The following is a 20069-nucleotide window of genomic DNA, read 5'->3' as shown; positions in this document are numbered from 1 at the left end:
TATTATGAAACAATCAGAAATAAATAATCTATCTGCAGCTGAGTTACAACAAAAACTTAGTGAGTTAAAGAGAAAGTACGCTGAATTAAAAGCAGCTCATACTATTTCTCCAATCGAAAATCCTCTTCAAATAAGAACTATTAGAAGAGCAGTTGCTAGAGTTGCAACTGAATTAACTAAAAGAGAGTTACAATAATTGTATTCTGCTGAAAGATGGAAAAAAGAAATTTAAGAAAAGAAAGAGTTGGTGTTGTTACTAGTAACAAAATGGAGAAATCTATTGTTGTTTCTGAAACAAGAAAAGTAAAACACCCTTTATACGGTAAGTTCGTGTTAAAGACAAAAAAATATGTTGCACACGACGAAACAAATGACTGTAACATTGGTGATACAGTAAGGATCATGGAAACAAGACCTTTAAGTAAATCTAAATGTTGGAGATTAGTTGAAATCATTGAAAGAGCTAAGTAACCATGGTACAACAAGAATCAAGATTAAAAGTAGCAGATAACACGGGAGCTAAAGAAGTTTTAACTATTCGTGTTTTAGGAGGGACGAAACGTCGTTATGCCTCTGTTGGAGATAAGATTGTAGTTTCAATAAAAGATGCAACGCCAAACGGAAACGTGAAAAAAGGTGCTGTTTCAACTGCAGTTGTTGTACGTACTAAAAAAGAAGTGAGAAGAGCTGATGGATCTTACATCCGTTTTGACGATAACGCATGTGTGTTGTTGAACGCTGCAGGTGAAATGAGAGGTACTCGTGTTTTTGGTCCGGTTGCAAGAGAACTTCGTGAAAAACAATTCATGAAAATTGTATCATTAGCACCAGAGGTGCTTTAATTCTAAAAATGATGACAAAGCTAAAAATTAAATCAGGAGACGTAGTAAAAGTAATTGCTGGTGACCACAAAGGTTCTGAAGGTACTGTTTTACGCGTTATCCGTGACAAAAATAAAGCGGTAGTTGAAGGGGTTAACATGGTTTCTAAACACACTAAACCAAGTGCAAAAAACCCTCAAGGTGGTATCGTTAAGAAAGAAGCTCCTATTCACATTTCTAATTTATCTTTAATTGATCCAAAATCAAAATCAGTTACTAAGGTAGGTTTTAAAGTTGAAGGAGATAAGAAAGTAAGAGTTTCAAAAAAATCTAATCAAGTATTATAGTAATGGCTTATATACCTAGATTAAAAGAAGAATATAAGAGTAGAGTAATCTCTGCTCTTACTGAAGAGTTCGGTTACAAAAATGTAATGCAAGTTCCTAAACTTGAGAAAATTATTGTAAGCCGAGGAGTTGGTGCTGCAGTTTCTGATAAGAAATTAGTAGATTATGCAGTAGAAGAAATAACAAAAATTACAGGTCAAAAAGCAGTAGCTACAATTTCTAAGAAAGACGTTGCGTCTTTTAAATTAAGAAAAGGTATGCCAATTGGTGCTAAAGTAACTTTAAGAGGTGAAAGAATGTATGAATTCTTAGATAGATTGATTACTTCTTCTTTACCTCGTGTAAGAGATTTTGGTGGAATTAAATCAACTGGTTTTGATGGTAGAGGTAATTATAACTTAGGAGTTTTAGAGCAAATCATTTTCCCAGAAATTGATATTGATAAAGTAAATAAAATTGCTGGTTTCGATATTACTTTTGTTACTTCTGCAAACACAGATAAAGAAGCAAAATCATTATTGTCAGAACTAGGTTTACCTTTTAAAAAGAATTAAGACATGGCAAAAGAATCAATGAAAGCCCGTGAGGCGAAAAGAGAAGCTTTAGTAGCTAAATATGCAGAAAAAAGAAAAGCTTTAAAAGAAGCTGGAGATTATGAAGCATTACAAAAATTACCTAAAAACGCTTCTCCTGTTCGTTTACACAATCGTTGTAAGTTAACTGGAAGACCAAGAGGGTATATGCGTCAATTTGGTATTTCCCGTGTAACTTTCCGTGAAATGGCAAATCAAGGATTAATTCCAGGAGTTAAAAAAGCTTCTTGGTAATATCGCAATTATTTTATACTTTTGCAATCCAAAAAATAATTTTAATTGGTTAAAGGTTCATTTGGTGAGTACCTTGTGAAAACCGTAACCGCAAATTTATACATATGTATACAGATCCAATTGCAGATTTTCTTACGAGAATTAGAAATGCTGTTAGAGCGAATCACAAAATTGTTGAGATTCCAGCTTCTAAATTGAAAAAAGAAATCACAAAAATTTTATTCGATCAAGGATATATTTTAAGTTACAAATTTGATGATAGTTCAGTTCAAGGAACCATTAAAATTGCACTTAAATATGATAAAGAGACTAAAGAGTCTGTTATTAAAGATATCCAAAGAATTAGTAAACCAGGTTTACGTAAATATGCTGGCTCTACTAAATTACCTAGAATTTTAAACGGTTTAGGTGTTGCTATTGTTTCAACTTCTAAAGGTGTTATGACAGGTAAACAAGCTAAACAGCTTAATGTTGGTGGGGAAGTAATTTGTTACGTATATTAATAATAAAGACGAAAGAATGTCAAGAATAGGTAAAAATCCAGTTGCAATTCCAGCAGGAGTAACCGTAGAGGTTAAAGATGCTGTAATTACAGTAAAAGGAAAATTAGGCGAGCTTTCTCAGGAATTTTCTGATGTTACAGTGAAAGTTGAAGATAACCAAGTTATCGTTGAGCGTTCATCAGATCAAAAGAATGAAAGAGCGAAACATGGACTTTATCGTGCTCTTATAAACAATATGATTGTAGGAGTTTCAGAAGGTTTTACAAAACAATTAGAACTAGTTGGAGTTGGATATAGAGCTTCTAATCAAGGTCAAAAACTTGATTTAGCTGTAGGTTTTTCTCACAACATCGTTATGGAAATTGTTCCAGAAGTTACCGTTGAAACTATATCTGAAAAAGGTAAAAATCCAATAGTAAAATTATCATCATTTGACAAACAATTATTAGGTCAAGTATCTGCTAAAATCAGAGCTTTCCGTAAACCAGAACCTTATAAAGGAAAAGGAATTAAGTTTGTAGGTGAAGTATTAAGAAGAAAAGCAGGTAAATCAGCTTAAAAATTAAGACTATGTCATTAACAAAAACTGAAAGAAGACAAAGAATAAAATTCAGAATTAGAAAAGTTGTTAGCGGAACTGCTTCTCAACCTAGACTTTCTGTATTTAGATCTAATAAAGAAATCTATGCACAAATCATAGATGATGTTAACGGTGTTACACTAGTTGCTGCATCTTCTCGCGATAAGGGAGTAACTAAAGGTACAAATGTTGAAACTGCAAATGCAGTTGGGAAATTAGTAGCTGAAAAAGCTCTTAAAGCTGGTATTTCAAGTATTACTTTTGATAGAGGTGGATATTTATATCATGGTCGTGTTAAATCATTAGCTGAAGGAGCAAGAGAAGCTGGACTTAAATTCTAAGAAATTATGTATCAAAAATATAAAAATGTAGAGCTAGTAAAGCCAGGTGGTCTTGAATTAAAAGATCGTTTGGTTAGTGTAAACCGTGTAACTAAAGTTACTAAAGGGGGTAGAGCATTTGGATTTTCTGCTATTGTTGTAGTAGGAGATGAAAATGGAGTTGTTGGACACGGATTAGGTAAATCTAAAGATGTATCTGAAGCTATTGCTAAAGCAGTAGAAGATGCAAAGAAAAATTTAGTAAGAATACCTTTGAATAGTGCAACTGTACCTCATGAACAAAAAGGTAAATTTGGTGGAGCAAGAGTGTTTTTAATGCCTGCTTCTCACGGTACTGGAGTTATTGCTGGTGGTGCTGTGCGTGCGGTATTAGAGTCAGTTGGTGTACACGATGTATTATCAAAATCTCAAGGTTCATCAAACCCTCATAACGTTGTTAAAGCTACTTTTGATGCTTTATTACAAATGAGAAGTGCTTTAACTGTTGCTAAGCAAAGAGGAATTTCTCTAGAAAAAGTATTTAAAAGTTAAAAATTCAAGGAAAATGGCAAAAATTTTAGTAAAACAAGTTAAAAGCAAAATCAACTGTCCTGAAACTCAAAAAAGAACTTTAGAATCTTTAGGGTTAAGAAAATTAGGTCAAGTTGTTGAGCATGACGCAAGTCCTGCTGTCCTTGGAATGGTAAATAAAGTTAAACACTTAGTTTCTGTTGAAGAAACTAAATAATAATATTCGTTATGAATTTAAGTAACTTACAACCAGCTGAAGGTTCAGTTCACAACCAAAATAAAAGAGTAGGTAGAGGAGAAGGTTCTGGTAAAGGTGGTACCGCTGCAAGAGGTCACAAAGGAGCAAAATCTCGTTCTGGATATTCTAAAAAGATTGGTTTTGAAGGTGGTCAAATGCCGCTTCAAAGACGTGTACCAAAGTTTGGTTTTAAAAATATTAATAGAGTTGAATATCAAGGAATCAATCTTGATACTATTCAATCTTTAGTTGATAATGGTGTTATTACTGACACTTTAGATTTATCAGTAATAGTTGATAGTCGTTTGGCTACAAAAAATAGCTTAGTAAAGATTTTAGGAAGAGGTGAGCTAAAAGCTAAACTTAAAGTAAGTGCTCACAAATTTACTGCTACTGCAAAAGCTGCAATTGAAGCTGCTGGTGGAGAAGCTGTAACTTTATAATCCTTTTAGTAAAATGAAGAAATTTATAGATTCATTAATCAACGCTTGGAAAATAGAAGAGTTAAAAAATAGAATTTTATTAACCCTTGGAATGTTGTTAGTTTACCGTTTTGGTGCACAAGTAACACTTCCAGGTATTGATGCTACTAAATTAGGAAATCTTACTAATCAAACCGATCAAGGTATAGGATGGTTAATCAATGTATTTACAGGGGGCGCGTTTTCGCAAGCCTCTGTATTTGCATTAGGTATCATGCCTTATATTTCAGCTTCGATTGTAGTTCAGTTAATGGGTATTGCAATACCTTATTTACAGAAATTACAAAAAGATGGTGAAAGTGGAAGAAAGAAAATCAATCAAATTACAAGATGGTTAACTATCTTAATTACATTGGTACAAGGTCCTGGTTATATATATAATCTATATACAACGCTACCTGCAGATGCCTTTTTATTAGGGTTTACCTCTTTTTCATTCTTGTTTTCATCTGTTTTAATTCTTGTTACAGGTACTATATTTGCTATGTGGCTTGGTGAGAAAATTACAGATAAAGGAATAGGAAATGGAATTTCTTTGTTAATTATGGTTGGTATTATTGCAAGAATGCCTCAAGCATTTATTCAAGAAATTAGCTCTAGAACAATTCAAGCAAATGGGGGAATTATGATGATTGTACTTGAAATTGTTTTGTGGTTTGTGATAATTATTGCTTGTATTTTACTTGTAATGGCTGTTAGAAAAATACCTGTACAATATGCAAGAAGAACTGTATCGGGTGATTTTGAGCAAGATATGATGGGGTCAAGACAATTTATACCTTTAAAGCTTAATGCATCTGGTGTAATGCCAATCATCTTCGCTCAAGCTATTATGTTTATACCTGCAGCTGTTTCTGGACTTTCTAAATCAGATGCTGCACAATCAGTAGCTGGAATGTTTAGTAATCCATTCGGATTGGTATATAATATAGTATTTGCTTTGTTAATTATTATTTTTACGTATTTTTACACCGCAATTACTGTACCAACTAATAAAATGGCTGATGATTTAAAAAGAAGTGGTGGTTTTATTCCTGGAATTAGACCAGGTGTTGAAACTGGAGACTACTTAGATAGAATAATGTCTTTGATTACCTTTCCAGGTTCTTTATTCTTAGCGTTAATAGCAGTTTTTCCTGCTGTTGTTGTGAGTTTATTGAAAGTGCAAGGTGCATGGGGTTATTTTTATGGTGGTACTTCTTTATTAATTATGGTAGGAGTTGCAATTGATACTATTCAACAAATAAATTCTTATTTATTGAATAAACACTATGATGGATTGATGAAAACTGGTAAAAATAGAAAAGCAGTAGCTTAAATTATTTTTTATGGCAAAACAATCAGCAATAGAACAAGACGGAACAATAGTAGAAGCATTATCTAATGCTATGTTTCGTGTAGAATTAGAAAATGGACATGTTGTAATTGCTCATATTTCTGGTAAAATGCGAATGCATTATATTAAATTATTACCAGGAGATAAGGTAAAACTTGAAATGAGCCCTTACGATTTAACAAAAGCAAGAATTACATATAGATACTAAAGCTAGTAAAATGAAAGTAAGAGCATCAGTAAAAAAGAGAAGTGCCGAGTGCATTATAGTGCGTAGAAAAGGAAGATTATACGTGATTAATAAAAAGAATCCTAGATTTAAACAAAGACAAGGATAATTATGGCAAGAATTGCAGGGGTAGATATACCTAAACAGAAAAGAGGAGTTATTGCTTTAACATACATATTTGGTATTGGCAGTAGCAGAGCTAAAGAAATTTTAGCTAAAGCTCAAGTTAGCGAAGATAAAAAAGTTCAAGATTGGAATGACGACGAAATCAGTGCGATTCGTGACGCTGTTTCTTATTTCAAAATTGAAGGAGAATTGCGTTCAGAAATTCAATTAAACATCAAACGTTTAATGGATATTGGATGTCAAAGAGGTATTCGTCATAGAGCTGGACTTCCATTAAGAGGTCAAAGAACTAAAAACAACTCTAGAACTAGAAAAGGTAAAAGAAAAACTGTTGCTAACAAGAAAAAAGCAACTAAATAATAAGTAAGTAATATGGCTAAGGCAACAACAAAAAAACGTAAAGTTATCGTTGAATCTACAGGAGAAGCACATATTAATGCTACTTTTAATAACATTATTATTTCTTTAACAAATAAGAAAGGTGAAGTTATTTCTTGGTCTTCAGCTGGTAAAATGGGCTTTAGAGGTTCTAAAAAGAACACTCCATATGCAGCTCAAATGGCAGCAGAAGATTGTACTAAAGTAGCACTAGAGGCTGGACTTAAAAAAGTAAAAGTTTACGTTAAAGGTCCTGGAAACGGAAGAGAATCTGCAATACGTTCAATTCACAACGGTGGAATTGAAGTTTCAGAAATCATTGACGTTACTCCAATGCCTCACAATGGATGTAGACCTCCAAAAAGAAGAAGAGTATAATTATAAGTATAACCAAGATAGAATAACGATTATCGAAGGATTATTTGACCTGAATTCATAATCACTATCTTAATTAATTTTTAAAAATGGCAAGATATACTGGTCCAAAAACTAAAATTGCTCGTAAATTTGGCGAAGCAATATTCGGAGAAGATAAAGCCTTCGAAAAAAGAAATTACCCTCCAGGGCAACATGGTTTAGCAAAAAAGAGAGGTAAAAAATCTGAATATGCTGTTCAGTTAATGGAAAAGCAAAAAGCGAAATATACTTACGGTATTTTAGAGCGTCAATTCAGAAATTTATTTGAAAAAGCTTCTGCTGCATCAGGTGTAACTGGTGAAATTTTATTACAATTATGTGAATCTCGTTTAGATAACGTAGTGTATAGAATGGGTATAGCTCCTTCTCGTAGAGCAGCTCGTCAAATTGTATCTCATAGACATATTACTGTAAATGGTGAATTGGTAAACGTACCATCTTATCATTTAAAAGCTGGAGACAAAGTAGCTGTTCGTGAAAAATCAAAATCTCTTGAAGCTATTGAAAGATCTTTATCTAATTCTTCTCAAGTATATGAGTGGATTACTTGGAATAACGATACAAAAGAAGGTACTTTTGTTTCTGTTCCTCAAAGACTTCAGATTCCAGAAAATATTAAAGAGCAACTAATCGTTGAGTTGTATAACAAATAAAAACTGACTTTAGTCGAAATATGGCATTATTTAATTTTCAAAAGCCCGATAAAGTTATCATGATCGATTCAACCGATTTTGAAGGTAAATTTGAATTTAGACCTTTAGAACCTGGTTACGGATTGACTGTTGGTAATGCATTAAGAAGAGTTTTACTTTCTTCTCTAGAAGGATACGCTATTACATCTGTAAGAATCGAAGGAGTTGAGCATGAATTTTCAACTATTTCTGGTGTAGTAGAAGATGTTACAGAAATTATCTTAAACTTAAAACAAGTACGTTTCAAACGTCAAATTGAAGATGTAGATAATGAATCTGTTTCTATTTCTATCTCTGGAAAAGAGCAAATAACTGCAGGTGACTTCCAAAAATTCATTTCAGGTTTTCAAGTTTTAAATCCTGATTTTGTAATTTGTAATTTAGATAGTAAAACTACTATCAATATGGAATTATCTATCGAAAAAGGTAGAGGATATGTTCCTGCTGAAGAAAACAAAAAAGCAAACGCTCCTATTGGAACTATTTTTACAGATTCAATTTACACTCCTGTAAAGAATGTAAAATATAGTATTGAGAATTTCCGTGTAGAACAAAAAACTGATTATGAAAAATTGGTTTTTGAAATCATTACGGATGGTTCAATCAATCCTAAGGATGCATTAACTGAAGCAGCAAAAACGTTGATTCACCACTTTATGTTGTTTTCTGACGAAAGAATTACACTTGAGGCTGATGAAATTGCTCAAACAGAATCTTACGATGAAGAATCTTTACACATGAGACAGTTATTAAAAACGAAACTTGTGGATATGGATTTATCAGTTAGAGCTTTAAATTGTTTAAAAGCGGCTGAAGTTGATACACTTGGAGACTTAGTTTCTTTCAATAAAAATGACTTAATGAAATTCCGTAATTTCGGTAAAAAATCATTAACTGAACTAGATGAGTTAGTTGCAGCTAAAGGTTTAAACTTTGGAATGGATTTAGGTAAATACAAATTAGATAAAGAATAAATTACTTCATATTTTGCTCTCCAAGGTGGATTGTAGCAAGATGAAGGTTAAATAGTAAGGTCATGAGACACGGAAAAAAATTCAATCACTTAAGCAGACAAAAAGGACACAGAACTGCTATGTTAGCAAATATGGCTTGTTCTTTAATTGAGCATAAGCGTATAAACACAACAGTTGCTAAAGCAAAAGCTTTAAAACAATTTGTTGAGCCTTTAGTTACAAAGTCAAAAGAAGATACAACTCACAACAGACGTATTGTATTTTCTTATTTAAGAAATAAATATGCAGTAACTGAATTATTCAGAGAAGTTTCGGCTAAAGTTGGTGATCGCCCAGGAGGTTATACGCGTATCATTAAAATGGGTAACCGTTTAGGAGATAACGCAGATATGGCGATGATCGAATTAGTAGATTTCAATGAATTATACAAAGGTGGTAAAAAAGAAGAGAAAAAAGCAACTACACGTCGTAGTAGAGCTAAAAAATCAGATGCTAAACCAGCTACTGAAGCTCCTGCTGCTGAAACTTCTGAAAACACTGAAGCTACTGAATAATCATGAAAAGATGATTAAAAATATTAAAAGGATAAGCTATTATAGTTTATCCTTTTTTTATATCCTTTTCTTAAATCATTATTTTGCATTAAATTTGCACAAACAACACACAAATGAAATATAATAATAGACCACAAGCTATCTTATTGTTAAAAGATGGCACCATTTTTTATGGCAAATCAATTGGTATTGAAGGAACTACTTTTGGAGAAGTAGCTTTTAATACAGGAACAACTGGATATCAGGAAATTTTCACAGATCCTTCTTATTTTGGACAAATAATGGTTACCACTAACGCTCATATTGGTAATTATGGTGTAAATTCTGATGAAGTGGAGTCAAATGGTGTTAAAATTTCTGGATTAGTTTGCAAAAACTTTAGTTTCAACTATTCAAGAGATAATGCTTCTGAAAGTTTATTCGATTATTTACAAAAGCAAAATTTAATAGTTATTTCTGATGTTGATACTAGAGCATTAGTAAGTTATATTAGAGATAACGGCGCTATGAATGCAATCATTTCTACTGATGGAACAGCAATAGAAGCTTTAAAAGAAAAACTGAAACATGCACCTGAAATGAATGGTCTTGAATTGGCTTCTAAGGTTTCTACTAAAGAACCTTACTTTTTTGGCAATAAAGAAGCGAAATTTAAAATATCTGCATTAGATTTAGGTATTAAAACGAATATCCTTAGGAATTTAGCTGCTAGAGATTGTTATATTAAGGTGTTTCCTTATAATGCTGGTTTTGATGAATTAAAGTCTTTTGAGCCAGATGGATATTTTTTGTCTAATGGACCTGGTGACCCTGAACCATTACATAATGCGCAAGAAGTTGCCAAAGAGATTCTTCAAGAAAATAAACCACTTTTTGGGATTTGTTTAGGTCATCAAGTGATTGCTTTAGCTAATGGTATTTCTACTTACAAAATGTTTAACGGCCACAGGGGGATTAATCACCCTGTTAAAAACCTAATAACTGGTAAAGGGGAAATTACTTCTCAAAACCATGGTTTTGCTGTAGTTAAAGAAGAATTAGATCAACATCCCGAATTAGAATTAACACACCAACACTTAAATGATGGTACTGTGGCTGGAATGCGTATGAAAAATAAAAACTGTTTTTCAGTTCAATATCACCCTGAAGCTAGTCCTGGACCTCATGATTCATCTTATTTATTTGATCAGTTTATTGAAAATATAAAATCTTCAAAGAACTAAAACGTTATCGTTTATAAGTTTTTTGAATTTGACAATTTTATTACGTTTTAAGTTTTAAATTTGTTAGTATTCGTAAAAAATATTAATTAAAAATATAAAGAATGAGCATAATTATTAAAGTTCACGCAAGACAAATTTTAGATTCTAGAGGTAATCCTACTGTTGAAGTAGATGTAATTACTGAAAACGGAATTTTAGGTAGAGCAGCAGTTCCAAGTGGAGCTTCAACAGGAGAACACGAAGCTGTTGAATTGCGTGATGGTGGTAAAGCTTTTATGGGTAAAGGGGTTCTAAAAGCTGTTGAAAATGTGAACACAACAATAGCAGCTGAAATTGTTGGGATGTCTGTTTTTGAGCAAAATGCAATCGACAAAACCATGATTGAATTAGATGGAACTTCAAATAAATCAAAATTAGGAGCGAATGCTATTTTAGGAGTTTCTTTAGCGGTGGCTAAAGCTGCAGCTAACGAATTAGGCTTACCTTTGTATCGATACGTAGGTGGTGTTTCTGGTAACACATTGCCAGTTCCAATGATGAATATTATAAATGGTGGTTCACATTCTGATGCACCTATTGCTTTTCAAGAATTTATGATTATGCCAGTAAAAGCAACTTCTTTTACTCAAGCAATGCAAATGGGGACTGAAATTTTTCATAACTTAAAGAAAGTATTACACGATAGAAATTTATCAACCGCAGTTGGTGATGAAGGTGGTTTTGCACCAAATTTAGCTGGTGGAACTGAAGATGCTTTGGATTCTATTAAATTAGCGGTTACCAATGCAGGTTATGCTTTTGGAGAAGATATTAAAATTGCTTTAGATTGTGCTTCTGCAGAATTTTATGTAAACGGAAATTATGATTATTCTAAATTTGAAGGACCAACAGGAAAAGTAAGAACCTCTGCAGAACAAGTAGATTATTTAGCAGAATTAGTAGCTAAATATCCAATTGTTTCTATTGAAGATGGTATGGACGAAAACGATTGGGACGGTTGGAAATTATTAACTGAAAAAATAGGAGATAAAGTACAATTAGTTGGGGATGATTTATTTGTTACCAATGTAGAAAGATTATCTAAAGGTATTGAGAAAGGAATCGCAAACTCAATCTTGATTAAAGTGAATCAAATTGGAACACTTTCTGAAACGATTGCTGCAGTTAATATGGCACATAATGCGGGTTATACCTCTGTAATGTCGCATCGTTCTGGAGAAACAGAAGATAATACAATTGCAGATTTAGCAGTTGCTTTAAATTGTGGGCAAATTAAAACAGGTTCTGCTTCACGTTCAGATCGTATGGCTAAATACAATCAATTATTGCGTATTGAAGAAGAATTAGCGGATGTAGCTTATTTTCCTGGTGAAAAAGCTTTTAAGCAAAAATAAAATTACTTGTAAATACAATTTTAACAACCCGATGCTTCTAAAAATGCATCGGGTTTTTTTGTAAATTATGATTTGTTAAATCATAAAGTTAAAGCTATCAAACTATAACGATATATTATTGTTAATTCCTTTAAAATTACATTAGAATTCGTTAAATTCGCAGAATACTTTACAAATTTTCAAAAACACATAATATAAGATGTCGAAAACTGCAATATTAGAAATTGATGGCAAAAAGTATGAGTTTCCTGTAATAGTTGGAACTGAAAATGAGGTTGCTATCGATATAGAGAAGTTGCGCGGTGCAACTGGTGCTATTACCTTAGATCCTGGATATAAAAATTCGGGTTCTTGCAAAAGTGAAATTACTTTTTTAGATGGTGAAGAAGGAATTTTACGTTATAGAGGATATTCAATCGAAGATTTAGCTGATAAAGCAGATTTCTTAGAGGTTGCTTACCTTTTAATTTTTGGTGAATTACCAAACCAAGCTCAATTAGATAAATTTGAGAACGATATTAGAAAGCACACTTTGGTAAACGAAGAAATGAAATCTATTTTAGAAGGTTTCCCAAAAACAGCTCATCCAATGGGTGTTTTGTCTTCTCTTACAAGTGCTTTAACAGCTTTTAATCCAAAGTCTGTTAATGTTGAAAACGAAAAAGAAATGTATGATGCCGTTTGTAAAACAATGGGTAAATTCCTTGTTATTGCAACTTGGACATACAGAAGAAGAATGGGCTTCCCTTTAAATTATTATGATAATACAAAGGGATATGTAGAGAACTTTATGCGTTTAATGTTTGAAATTCCTACACAACCCTACAAAATGGATCAAAAAATTGTAGATGCTTTGGATAAATTATTTATTCTACATGCTGATCACGAGCAAAACTGTTCTACGTCCACAGTAAGAATTGTAGGTTCTTCTCATGCTGGTTTATTTGCTTCTATTTCTGCTGGTGTTTCTGCTTTATGGGGACCTTTACATGGTGGTGCTAACCAAGCGGTTTTGGAAATGTTAGAGGAAATCAACAATAATGGAGGAGATGTTGCTAAATATGTATTGAAAGCAAAAGATAAAGATGATCCATTCCGTTTAATGGGATTCGGTCACAGAGTGTATAAGAACTTTGATCCTAGAGCAACCATTATTAAAAAAGCAGCTGATGATGTATTAGATGCCTTAGGAGTAGATGATCCATTATTAGATATTGCAAAACAATTAGAAAAAGTTGCCTTAGAAGACGAATATTTCAAATCAAGAAACTTATATCCAAACGTAGATTTCTATTCAGGAATTATCTATCGTGCTATGGGTATTCCAGTTGAAATGTTTACAGTATTATTTGCTATTGGTCGTTTACCAGGTTGGATTGCACAATGGAAAGAAATGCGTACCAACAAAGAACCAATTGGTCGTCCTAGACAAGTTTACACAGGTAGTCCTTCTAGATCTTTTAAAGAAGTGAATCAAAGATAATAAACAAAAAATCCGAGTTTTACTCGGATTTTTTTATGCTTTTTACTCAGGATTTTGATTGGCATCTTCTGTATTAGAAGTATCTGTAGCTTCTTTTTTATCCTTTTTTAATTCTTCTATTTTTTCTTCTACTTTTTTAATAATATCTTCAAAGGCTTCTCTTGCTTGATGCGATTTTTCATCTGCCCATTCGCTGGCTTCGTCTAATTTCTCTTTAGTTGTTTGAATAAAATCTTCCGTTTTTTCTGAAAGTTGTAATTCTTCAATCTTTTGTGAAGCAGAAGCCGCTAATTCTTCTAAAGATACTTTTGCTTCAGCTGCAAACTCAGCTGCTTTGTCTATAGTTTCGTCGGCAGTAACTTTGGCTTTGCCGAATAAGCTGTTAAAAAAAATTGAAAGTCCCATAATTTGTGTTGTTTTTTATCAAATGTATACAATTTATGTTTACAAATATTTATTTTTTTAGAATTATGCAATTACATTCCTTTTTCTATCTTTGCCGTATGAGCGCTATGAAAAGGCGAATTAATAGTCAATTACTATGTTGCAATTAAATATTAAGAACGAGTCTTCAAGACTTAGAGCTGTAGTTTTAGGAACTGCAGTAAGTAACGGACCAACTCCAAAAGTGGAAGAGGCTTATGATCCCAAGTCATTAGAACATTTGTTAGCAGGTACCTATCCCATTGAAGCAGATATGATTCAAGAAATGGAAGCTTTTAATGCGGTGTTTGAAAAGTATGAGGTTCAGGTTTTTAGACCCGAAATCATCGAAAATTATAATCAAATCTTTTCAAGAGATATCGGTTTTGTTATTGATGATATTTTTGTAAAAGCAAATATCCTTCCCGATAGAGAAAGAGAATTGGACGCCATTCAATATGTTTTAGATCAAATTGACCCCAATAAAATTGTGAGACCACCCGAAGAAGTACATATTGAAGGTGGAGACGTTATGGTTTGGAACGATTATATTTTTATTGGTACCTATAAAGGTTCCGATTATAAAGATTATATTACGGCAAGAACCAATATGCATGGCGTAAATTATATTAAAGATTTGTTTCCACATAAAATTGTAAAAGAATTTGATTTGGTAAAATCTAAAATTGAACCTCGTGATAATGCTTTACATTTAGACTGTTGTTTTCAACCTTTGGGAACCAATTTAGGTATTATCTATAAAAGTGGTTTTAGAGAAGAAGCCGATTATATGTATCTAGTAAATCTTTTTGGAAAAGAAAATTTATTCCATATCGAAAGAGAAGAAATGTATCATATGAATTCGAATATTTTTTCAATTGCACCAGATGTAGTCGTTTCTGAAAGAAATTTTACTCGTTTAAATGACTGGATGAGAAGCAAAGGAATCACTGTAGAAGAAATTCCATATGCTGAAATATCAAAGCAAGAAGGACTTTTAAGATGTTCGACTTTGCCATTAATTAGAGATTAAGAGAAGTTCTAGGTTCTAAGTTCTAAGTTGTAAAATTTAAATGTAGAAGATGAAAAGTTATAAAGATTTAGATATATATAATTTAGGATTAGAATTGTTTTATATTGCTCATTTATATTCTTTAAAATTACCAAAATATGAGATGTATGAATTAGGAAGTCAATTAAGAAGGGCTTCGGATTCTGTTACTACAAATATTGTAGAAGGTTATGGTAGAAAAAAATATAAAGCTGATTTTATCAAGTTTTTAACTTACTCTTGGTCTAGTTGTTTAGAAACAGTTTTTCATATTGAAAAGATTAATAATTTGTATCCCGAAATAATACCAGATGATTTAGAATTAATTCGTAGGTATAATGAATTAAGTGCTAAAATTTTTAATTTTATAAAATATGTTGAAGAAAACTGGAAGACCTAGAACATAAAACCTAAAACTTACAACACACAACTTATAACGATAAATAAAATGAATCAAACAACAAATACCATACTAATGATTCGTCCGGTAGCTTTCCGAATGAACGAACAAACCGCTGTAAATAATTATTATCAAAAAGTATTAGATGATTTATTGCCAGCAACTGTTAATGCAAAAGCACAAGTTGAATTTGATGCGTATGTTGAGAAATTACGAGCGGTAGGAATACAAGTTATTGTTGTAGATGATACAGTAAATCCAGATACACCTGATAGTATTTTTCCAAACAATTGGGTTTCTTTCCATGAAACAGGAGATGTGGTTTTGTATCCCATGTTTGCTGAAAACAGAAGATTAGAACGTAGAGAAGATATTCTAGATATCATTGAAGATAACGGTTTTGAGATTAACGAAATCATGGATTATACCGAAGCTGAGGAAGATGGGTATTATCTAGAAGGAACAGGAAGTATTGTTTTGGATAGAGCCAATCAAATTGCCTATTGTGCGTTATCTCCAAGAGCCGATGAAGAATTGTTTATTGAATTTTGCGAAGATTTTGAATACGATCCTGTTATTTTTGAAGCTTTTCAAACCGTAAATGGCGAACGCAAGCATATTTATCATACAAATGTGATCATGTGTGTGGCTGAAACCTTTGCTGTTATTTGTGCAGACTGTATCGATGATAAAGCCGAAAGAAAAATGGTGCTTTCTAAACTGAAAGAATCTGGAAAAGAAGTTATTGTAATCAGTGAAGAACAAGTTAATAATTTCGCTGGAAATATGTTGCAAGTAAGAGGCACAAATGACGAACGCTTCTTAATTATGAGTAATGCAGCTTACGAAAGTTTAACACCGTCTCAAATTGAAAAAATTGAAAAACATTGCAAAATCGTGCATGCTAGTTTGGATATTATTGAGGCTTGTGGTGGAGGAAGTGCACGTTGTATGATGGCAGAAGTATTTTTACCAAAAGCAGAATAAATGTTATCAAGAAAAACTAAATATGGGATTAAGGCATTAATTTATATTGCAAAGCAAGATGATTTAATGCCTGTCCTTATTTCTGAAATTTCAGAGAAAGAGAATATTTCTAAAAAGTTTTTAGAAGCGATTCTTTTAGACTTAAAAAAAATTGGTCTAGTAGGCTCCAAAAAGGGAAAAGGAGGCGGTTATTATTTATTAAAAAACCCTAAAGAAATTACAGTGGCTACCATTATCCGTTTTTTAGACGGACCAATTGCTTTATTGCCTTGTGTAAGTCTTAATTTCTACGAAAAATGCGACGATTGTCCGAGCGAAGAAACTTGTTCGTTAAATAAATTGATGATTCAAGTGCGAGACAATGCTCTTAACGTATTGGAAAAGAAGACTTTACATGATTTAGCAAATTTTTAAAAATTTTTTTCAAAAATACCCTAGTAAATCGATAGACTAATAGTATATTTGAAAAATGAAATAAATTTAAAAGTTATGTTATTAGATTTGATCAGACCTAAGAAGTCTTTTGAGCTAGGAAAAGAGGTTAAAGTCTCTGCATATAAGGCAATTACGTGGCGTATTGTAGGTACAATCGATACGATGGTGGTGTCTTATTTTATGACAGGCAGCTTTAAAGTCGCTTTCTCAATTGGAGGATTTGAGGTGTTTTCAAAAATGATATTGTACTTTTTTCACGAAAGAGCTTGGGCAAAATGGACAAAATAAAAGAAAGATTAACCCAACTTAATGCGGTTTTACAAGGATTAAGTTTAGAAGAAAGTTTGGCTTTTGTAAATGAGAATTTAGAAGGCGAGAAAGTATTCTCGACTTCATTCGGAATTGAAGATCAGGTATTGACTCATTTTTTGTATCCTCTTAAAAATGATTTTTCATTTTTTACTTTAGATACTGGAAGAATGTTTAACGAAACCTATGAGGTGTTTCAAAAGACACAAACAAAATACAAAGGATTAGAAATAAAAACCTATTTACCGAATCAACAAGATATTCAAGAGTATATCGATTCAGATGGTATAAATGGGTTTTATGATAGTATTGAAAGCCGAAAAAAATGTTGCTTTGTACGAAAAGTAATTCCTTTACGTAAAGCTTTACAAGGAGCATCGGTTTGGGTAACGGGTTTACGTGCAGAACAATCTCAGAATAGAGAAAGTATGGCTTTTTTAGAATGGGATGAGGACAACCAATTGATCAAATTCAATCCGTTGTTGCATTATTCATTAGAGCAGTTAGAAACCTTGGTTAACCAACATACTATTCCTTTAAACAGTTTGTATAAAAAGGGATATTTAAGTATTGGCTGTGCTCCATGTACCAGAGCTTTAGCTGAAGGAGAAGATTTTAGAGCCGGCAGATGGTGGTGGGAAAACGGAAAAAAAGAATGCGGATTACACATCCATATAGCAAACAATAATTAATTTTTAAAAGTAAGTATAATGCGAAATTATTTAGAAGAATTAGAAAACGAGAGCATTTATATCTTAAGGGAAGTAGCAGCTCAATTTCAAAAGCCTGTGCTTTTATTTTCGGGTGGTAAAGATTCAATAACGGTAGCACGATTAGCGCAAAAAGCGTTTTATCCTGCTAAAATTCCATTTGTCTTTATGCACATCGATACCGGTCATAATTTTCCAGAGACCATTACTTTTAGAGATCAATTAATTAAAGAATTGGGTGTGGAATTAGTCGTGCGTTATGTACAAGATAGTATCAATTCCAATAAAGCTCAGGAAGAGACTGGTAAATATGCAAGTCGGAATTCATTGCAAACGGTAACACTTTTAGATGCCATTGAAGAATTTGGCTTTGATGCATGTATAGGTGGTGCCCGTAGAGACGAAGAAAAGTCGAGAGCCAAAGAACGTATCTTCTCGGTACGTGATGATTTCGGACAATGGGATGCCAAAAAGCAACGTCCGGAAATGTTTACCATCTTAAATGGGAAAATTAATTTTGGTGAAAACGTACGAGCGTTCCCAATTAGCAATTGGACGGAAGAGGATGTTTGGAGTTATATCAAACAAGAAAATTTAGCGTTGCCTTCTATTTATTTTGCGCACGAAAGAAAATTAGTCAAAAGAGACGGTGCCTTTTTAGCGCATTCCGAGTATTTGAATTTAGTAGATACCGACGAAATTGTAAACGATGTTGTTCGTTTTAGAACCGTGGGAGACATGACGTGTACCGCTGCGTTACTTTCTAATGCTGCTACTATTGAAGAAGTGATGTATGAAAACAAAGCTTCTAAGTCATCTGAAAGAGGAGCGCGAATCGATGATAAACGTTCGGAAGCAGCATTGGAACAAAGAAAAAAAGGAGGGTATTTTTAATTGTTCTCGATAGATCCCGATTCGCATCGGGACACTCGAACTGACGAATGTTGGTAACTAGAAATTGGGAATGAAACAAGGTATTTCTTTGGTTATCATTTTGATAAACAAAGAGGTGTAAAAACTAAAATTACAATGGAATTACTAAAAATAAATACAGCAGGAAGTGTAGATGATGGGAAAAGTACCTTAATAGGGCGCTTCCTTTACGATAACAATGCACTAACCATTGAACAAGAAGAGTTGGTGCGCAAGAAAACAAAAGAAAAAGGATTAGAAGATTTAGATTTTTCGGTGATTACCGATGGATTAATTGCCGAGCGTGAGCAAGGAATTACCATAGATGTGGCGCATATCTATTTTTCTTCTGCGGTGAGAAAGTTTATCATTGCCGATAGTCCTGGGCATATCGAGTATACCCGTAACATGGTAACGGGGGCGTCCAATTCGGATTTATCGATTATCTTGATTGATGCTCGTAAGGGGTTATTGGAACAAACCCACCGTCATTATTTTATCAGTCGCTTGTTGCGTTTGCAATCGGTGGTGTTTTGTATCAACAAAATGGATTTGGTCGATTATAGTGAAGACGTGTATTTGAATATTGCAGCCGATATTGACAAAATGATCCGTCAGTTAGAGCCATTGGAACAAGAGATTGCGATTATTCCTATAAGTTCTTTAAAAGGGGATAATGTGGTGCATTTTTCTAAGCAAATGGATTGGTACAAAGGAGAAACCTTGTCTACTGTATTGCATGGTTTCAACAAAAAAGAGGAAGATACGAAACCGTTCCGTATGGATGTACAACAAGTATATCATGTACAAAATGAAAATTTTGTCGATTATAGGGCTTATGCAGGAAGAATTAGTTCGGGGAGTGTAAAAGTAGGCGAAACGTTGACGATTTTACCTTCTGGAAAAGCTTCTGAAGTAGTGGAGGTACGTAAGTTTACCAACACTTTAGACGAAGCACACACCGGAGATTCGATTCAAGTGCGTTTGAAAGACGATATCGATATCAGTCGCGGGATGTTATTCGTAAAAGAAAGTCAGGAGCATCTTTTTGCCAAAGAGTTGAAAGCCCGCTTGGTTTGGTTAGACGAAAAAGCTGCAAATACTTCAGCGAAATACCATATCCAAACCGGTTCGCGCACAGGAGTGTGTAAGATTCAAGAGATTGAGTACTTAATCCAACCCGAAAATCCATTAGAGCATGTAGCTTCACACGAATTGAAATTAAACGATATTGCTTTGGTACAATTAAAATTGGCCAACCCCATGTATTTGGATGCTTTTGCAACCAATAAAGCAAATGGGGCTTTTATTTTAATTGATGCCCAAACGAATAACACAGTTGCTGTTGGCTTTGTTCAATAGTTAAGTGTCATTTATAATTTGGTGGTTA

Annotated in this window: 32 protein-coding genes; 31 read left to right on the top strand and 1 reads right to left on the bottom strand. The window is 33.1% G+C overall.

The annotated features are described in order from the left end of the window. Positions 1 to 4: 4 nt before the first annotated feature. The 23 genes from rpmC (at position 5) to FHG05_RS01215 (ending at position 13452) form a co-directional block, all read left to right on the top strand. Positions 5 to 196: a 50S ribosomal protein L29 gene (gene rpmC, locus FHG05_RS01325; RefSeq protein WP_140996206.1), complete on the top strand. Its 192-nt coding sequence runs from the start codon at positions 5 to 7 to the stop codon at positions 194 to 196. Between the two features lie 17 nt (positions 197 to 213). After that, positions 214 to 471, top strand: coding sequence for a 30S ribosomal protein S17 (gene rpsQ, locus FHG05_RS01320; protein ID WP_109568503.1), 258 nt, complete (start codon positions 214 to 216; stop codon positions 469 to 471). A gap of 2 nt (positions 472 to 473) precedes the next feature. Continuing rightward, positions 474 to 842, top strand: a complete 369-nt coding sequence (rplN, locus tag FHG05_RS01315; RefSeq protein ID WP_007803649.1) for a 50S ribosomal protein L14 — start codon at positions 474 to 476, stop codon at positions 840 to 842. Between the two features lie 11 nt (positions 843 to 853). Beyond that, positions 854 to 1168: a 50S ribosomal protein L24 gene (gene rplX, locus FHG05_RS01310; RefSeq protein ID WP_140996480.1), complete on the top strand. Its 315-nt coding sequence runs from the start codon at positions 854 to 856 to the stop codon at positions 1166 to 1168. 2 nt (positions 1169 to 1170) lie between these two features. Next, the gene (gene rplE, locus FHG05_RS01305; RefSeq protein ID WP_140996205.1) at positions 1171 to 1722 is read left to right on the top strand and encodes a 50S ribosomal protein L5; all 552 of its coding nucleotides are present in this window, start codon (positions 1171 to 1173) and stop codon (positions 1720 to 1722) included. A 3-nt stretch (positions 1723 to 1725) separates the two neighbouring features. After that, positions 1726 to 1995: a 30S ribosomal protein S14 gene (gene rpsN, locus FHG05_RS01300; protein WP_130734248.1), complete on the top strand. Its 270-nt coding sequence runs from the start codon at positions 1726 to 1728 to the stop codon at positions 1993 to 1995. 104 nt (positions 1996 to 2099) lie between these two features. Further along, the gene (rpsH, locus tag FHG05_RS01295; protein WP_140996204.1) at positions 2100 to 2498 is read left to right on the top strand and encodes a 30S ribosomal protein S8; all 399 of its coding nucleotides are present in this window, start codon (positions 2100 to 2102) and stop codon (positions 2496 to 2498) included. 16 nt (positions 2499 to 2514) lie between these two features. Further along, a complete protein-coding gene (rplF, locus tag FHG05_RS01290) occupies positions 2515 to 3057 on the top strand; it encodes a 50S ribosomal protein L6 (RefSeq protein WP_140996203.1) in 543 nt (180 codons plus the stop codon). An 11-nt stretch (positions 3058 to 3068) separates the two neighbouring features. Further along, positions 3069 to 3419 carry a 50S ribosomal protein L18 gene (gene rplR, locus FHG05_RS01285; RefSeq protein WP_140996202.1) on the top strand — a complete coding sequence of 117 codons (351 nt, stop codon included), beginning with the start codon at positions 3069 to 3071 and terminating at the stop codon, positions 3417 to 3419. Positions 3420 to 3425: 6 nt separating this feature from the next. After that, complete coding sequence (rpsE, locus tag FHG05_RS01280) at positions 3426 to 3950, top strand: 30S ribosomal protein S5 (RefSeq protein ID WP_140996201.1); 525 nt, start codon at positions 3426 to 3428, stop codon at positions 3948 to 3950. Between the two features lie 13 nt (positions 3951 to 3963). Next, on the top strand, positions 3964 to 4146 hold the full coding sequence (gene rpmD / locus FHG05_RS01275) for a 50S ribosomal protein L30 (protein ID WP_045968406.1): 183 nt from the start codon (positions 3964 to 3966) through the stop codon (positions 4144 to 4146). An 11-nt stretch (positions 4147 to 4157) separates the two neighbouring features. Continuing rightward, a complete protein-coding gene (gene rplO / locus FHG05_RS01270; RefSeq protein ID WP_140996200.1) occupies positions 4158 to 4610 on the top strand; it encodes a 50S ribosomal protein L15 in 453 nt (150 codons plus the stop codon). Between the two features lie 13 nt (positions 4611 to 4623). Next, positions 4624 to 5967, top strand: a complete 1344-nt coding sequence (secY, locus tag FHG05_RS01265) for a preprotein translocase subunit SecY (RefSeq protein ID WP_140996199.1) — start codon at positions 4624 to 4626, stop codon at positions 5965 to 5967. A 10-nt stretch (positions 5968 to 5977) separates the two neighbouring features. Continuing rightward, positions 5978 to 6193, top strand: a complete 216-nt coding sequence (gene infA, locus FHG05_RS01260; protein ID WP_045968400.1) for a translation initiation factor IF-1 — start codon at positions 5978 to 5980, stop codon at positions 6191 to 6193. 10 nt (positions 6194 to 6203) lie between these two features. Next, positions 6204 to 6320 carry a type B 50S ribosomal protein L36 gene (gene ykgO / locus FHG05_RS01255; protein WP_002987490.1) on the top strand — a complete coding sequence of 39 codons (117 nt, stop codon included), beginning with the start codon at positions 6204 to 6206 and terminating at the stop codon, positions 6318 to 6320. Between the two features lie 2 nt (positions 6321 to 6322). Then, positions 6323 to 6697 (top strand): 30S ribosomal protein S13, encoded by a 375-nt coding sequence (gene rpsM, locus FHG05_RS01250; protein ID WP_140996198.1) that lies wholly within the window; start codon positions 6323 to 6325, stop codon positions 6695 to 6697. Positions 6698 to 6709: 12 nt separating this feature from the next. Then, a complete protein-coding gene (gene rpsK / locus FHG05_RS01245) occupies positions 6710 to 7093 on the top strand; it encodes a 30S ribosomal protein S11 (RefSeq protein ID WP_130734256.1) in 384 nt (127 codons plus the stop codon). 86 nt (positions 7094 to 7179) lie between these two features. Next, positions 7180 to 7785: a 30S ribosomal protein S4 gene (rpsD, locus tag FHG05_RS01240; protein ID WP_140996197.1), complete on the top strand. Its 606-nt coding sequence runs from the start codon at positions 7180 to 7182 to the stop codon at positions 7783 to 7785. 20 nt (positions 7786 to 7805) lie between these two features. Further along, positions 7806 to 8798: a DNA-directed RNA polymerase subunit alpha gene (locus tag FHG05_RS01235; RefSeq protein WP_130734258.1), complete on the top strand. Its 993-nt coding sequence runs from the start codon at positions 7806 to 7808 to the stop codon at positions 8796 to 8798. 62 nt (positions 8799 to 8860) lie between these two features. Further along, positions 8861 to 9352 carry a 50S ribosomal protein L17 gene (gene rplQ / locus FHG05_RS01230; RefSeq protein WP_140996196.1) on the top strand — a complete coding sequence of 164 codons (492 nt, stop codon included), beginning with the start codon at positions 8861 to 8863 and terminating at the stop codon, positions 9350 to 9352. 113 nt (positions 9353 to 9465) lie between these two features. Continuing rightward, entirely contained in the window at positions 9466 to 10575 is a 1110-nt protein-coding gene (carA, locus tag FHG05_RS01225) for a glutamine-hydrolyzing carbamoyl-phosphate synthase small subunit (protein WP_140996195.1), read from the top strand. Positions 10576 to 10676: 101 nt separating this feature from the next. Beyond that, positions 10677 to 11969: a phosphopyruvate hydratase gene (eno, locus tag FHG05_RS01220; RefSeq protein ID WP_140996194.1), complete on the top strand. Its 1293-nt coding sequence runs from the start codon at positions 10677 to 10679 to the stop codon at positions 11967 to 11969. A gap of 199 nt (positions 11970 to 12168) precedes the next feature. Beyond that, complete coding sequence (locus FHG05_RS01215; RefSeq protein ID WP_140996193.1) at positions 12169 to 13452, top strand: citrate synthase; 1284 nt, start codon at positions 12169 to 12171, stop codon at positions 13450 to 13452. A gap of 42 nt (positions 13453 to 13494) precedes the next feature. Here FHG05_RS01215 and FHG05_RS01210 read toward each other — a convergent pair whose 3' ends face one another. After that, complete coding sequence (locus tag FHG05_RS01210; protein ID WP_140996192.1) at positions 13495 to 13857, bottom strand: hypothetical protein; 363 nt, start codon at positions 13855 to 13857, stop codon at positions 13495 to 13497. Between the two features lie 136 nt (positions 13858 to 13993). Here FHG05_RS01210 and FHG05_RS01205 point away from each other — a divergent pair, with 136 nt between their 5' ends. The 8 genes from FHG05_RS01205 to FHG05_RS01170 all read left to right on the top strand — a co-directional run bounded on the left by FHG05_RS01205 (position 13994) and on the right by FHG05_RS01170 (position 20041). Further along, the gene (locus tag FHG05_RS01205; RefSeq protein WP_140996191.1) at positions 13994 to 14908 is read left to right on the top strand and encodes a dimethylarginine dimethylaminohydrolase family protein; all 915 of its coding nucleotides are present in this window, start codon (positions 13994 to 13996) and stop codon (positions 14906 to 14908) included. A 49-nt stretch (positions 14909 to 14957) separates the two neighbouring features. Continuing rightward, complete coding sequence (locus FHG05_RS01200) at positions 14958 to 15326, top strand: four helix bundle protein (RefSeq protein ID WP_140996190.1); 369 nt, start codon at positions 14958 to 14960, stop codon at positions 15324 to 15326. A 48-nt stretch (positions 15327 to 15374) separates the two neighbouring features. Continuing rightward, the gene (gene ctlX / locus FHG05_RS01195) at positions 15375 to 16313 is read left to right on the top strand and encodes a citrulline utilization hydrolase CtlX (protein ID WP_140996189.1); all 939 of its coding nucleotides are present in this window, start codon (positions 15375 to 15377) and stop codon (positions 16311 to 16313) included. Continuing rightward, positions 16314 to 16727 carry an RrF2 family transcriptional regulator gene (locus FHG05_RS01190; protein ID WP_140996188.1) on the top strand — a complete coding sequence of 138 codons (414 nt, stop codon included), beginning with the start codon at positions 16314 to 16316 and terminating at the stop codon, positions 16725 to 16727. 48 nt (positions 16728 to 16775) lie between these two features. Further along, a complete protein-coding gene (locus tag FHG05_RS01185; RefSeq protein WP_232338038.1) occupies positions 16776 to 17036 on the top strand; it encodes a DUF2061 domain-containing protein in 261 nt (86 codons plus the stop codon). Beyond that, positions 17033 to 17749, top strand: coding sequence for a phosphoadenylyl-sulfate reductase (locus tag FHG05_RS01180; protein WP_140996478.1), 717 nt, complete (start codon positions 17033 to 17035; stop codon positions 17747 to 17749). Before FHG05_RS01185 ends, FHG05_RS01180 begins: the two co-directional genes overlap by 4 nt. An 18-nt stretch (positions 17750 to 17767) precedes the next feature. Further along, complete coding sequence (gene cysD, locus FHG05_RS01175) at positions 17768 to 18661, top strand: sulfate adenylyltransferase subunit CysD (protein WP_140996187.1); 894 nt, start codon at positions 17768 to 17770, stop codon at positions 18659 to 18661. A gap of 135 nt (positions 18662 to 18796) precedes the next feature. Next, positions 18797 to 20041 (top strand): sulfate adenylyltransferase subunit 1, encoded by a 1245-nt coding sequence (locus FHG05_RS01170; protein ID WP_140996186.1) that lies wholly within the window; start codon positions 18797 to 18799, stop codon positions 20039 to 20041. Positions 20042 to 20069: the final 28 nt, after the last annotated feature.

The organism is Flavobacterium profundi (assembly GCF_006491645.1).
In the GTDB taxonomy this organism is placed as follows: domain Bacteria; phylum Bacteroidota; class Bacteroidia; order Flavobacteriales; family Flavobacteriaceae; genus Flavobacterium; species Flavobacterium profundi.
The sequence above is the reverse complement of the archived record's forward strand: the minus strand, read 5'-3'. Positions and strand labels throughout refer to the sequence as shown.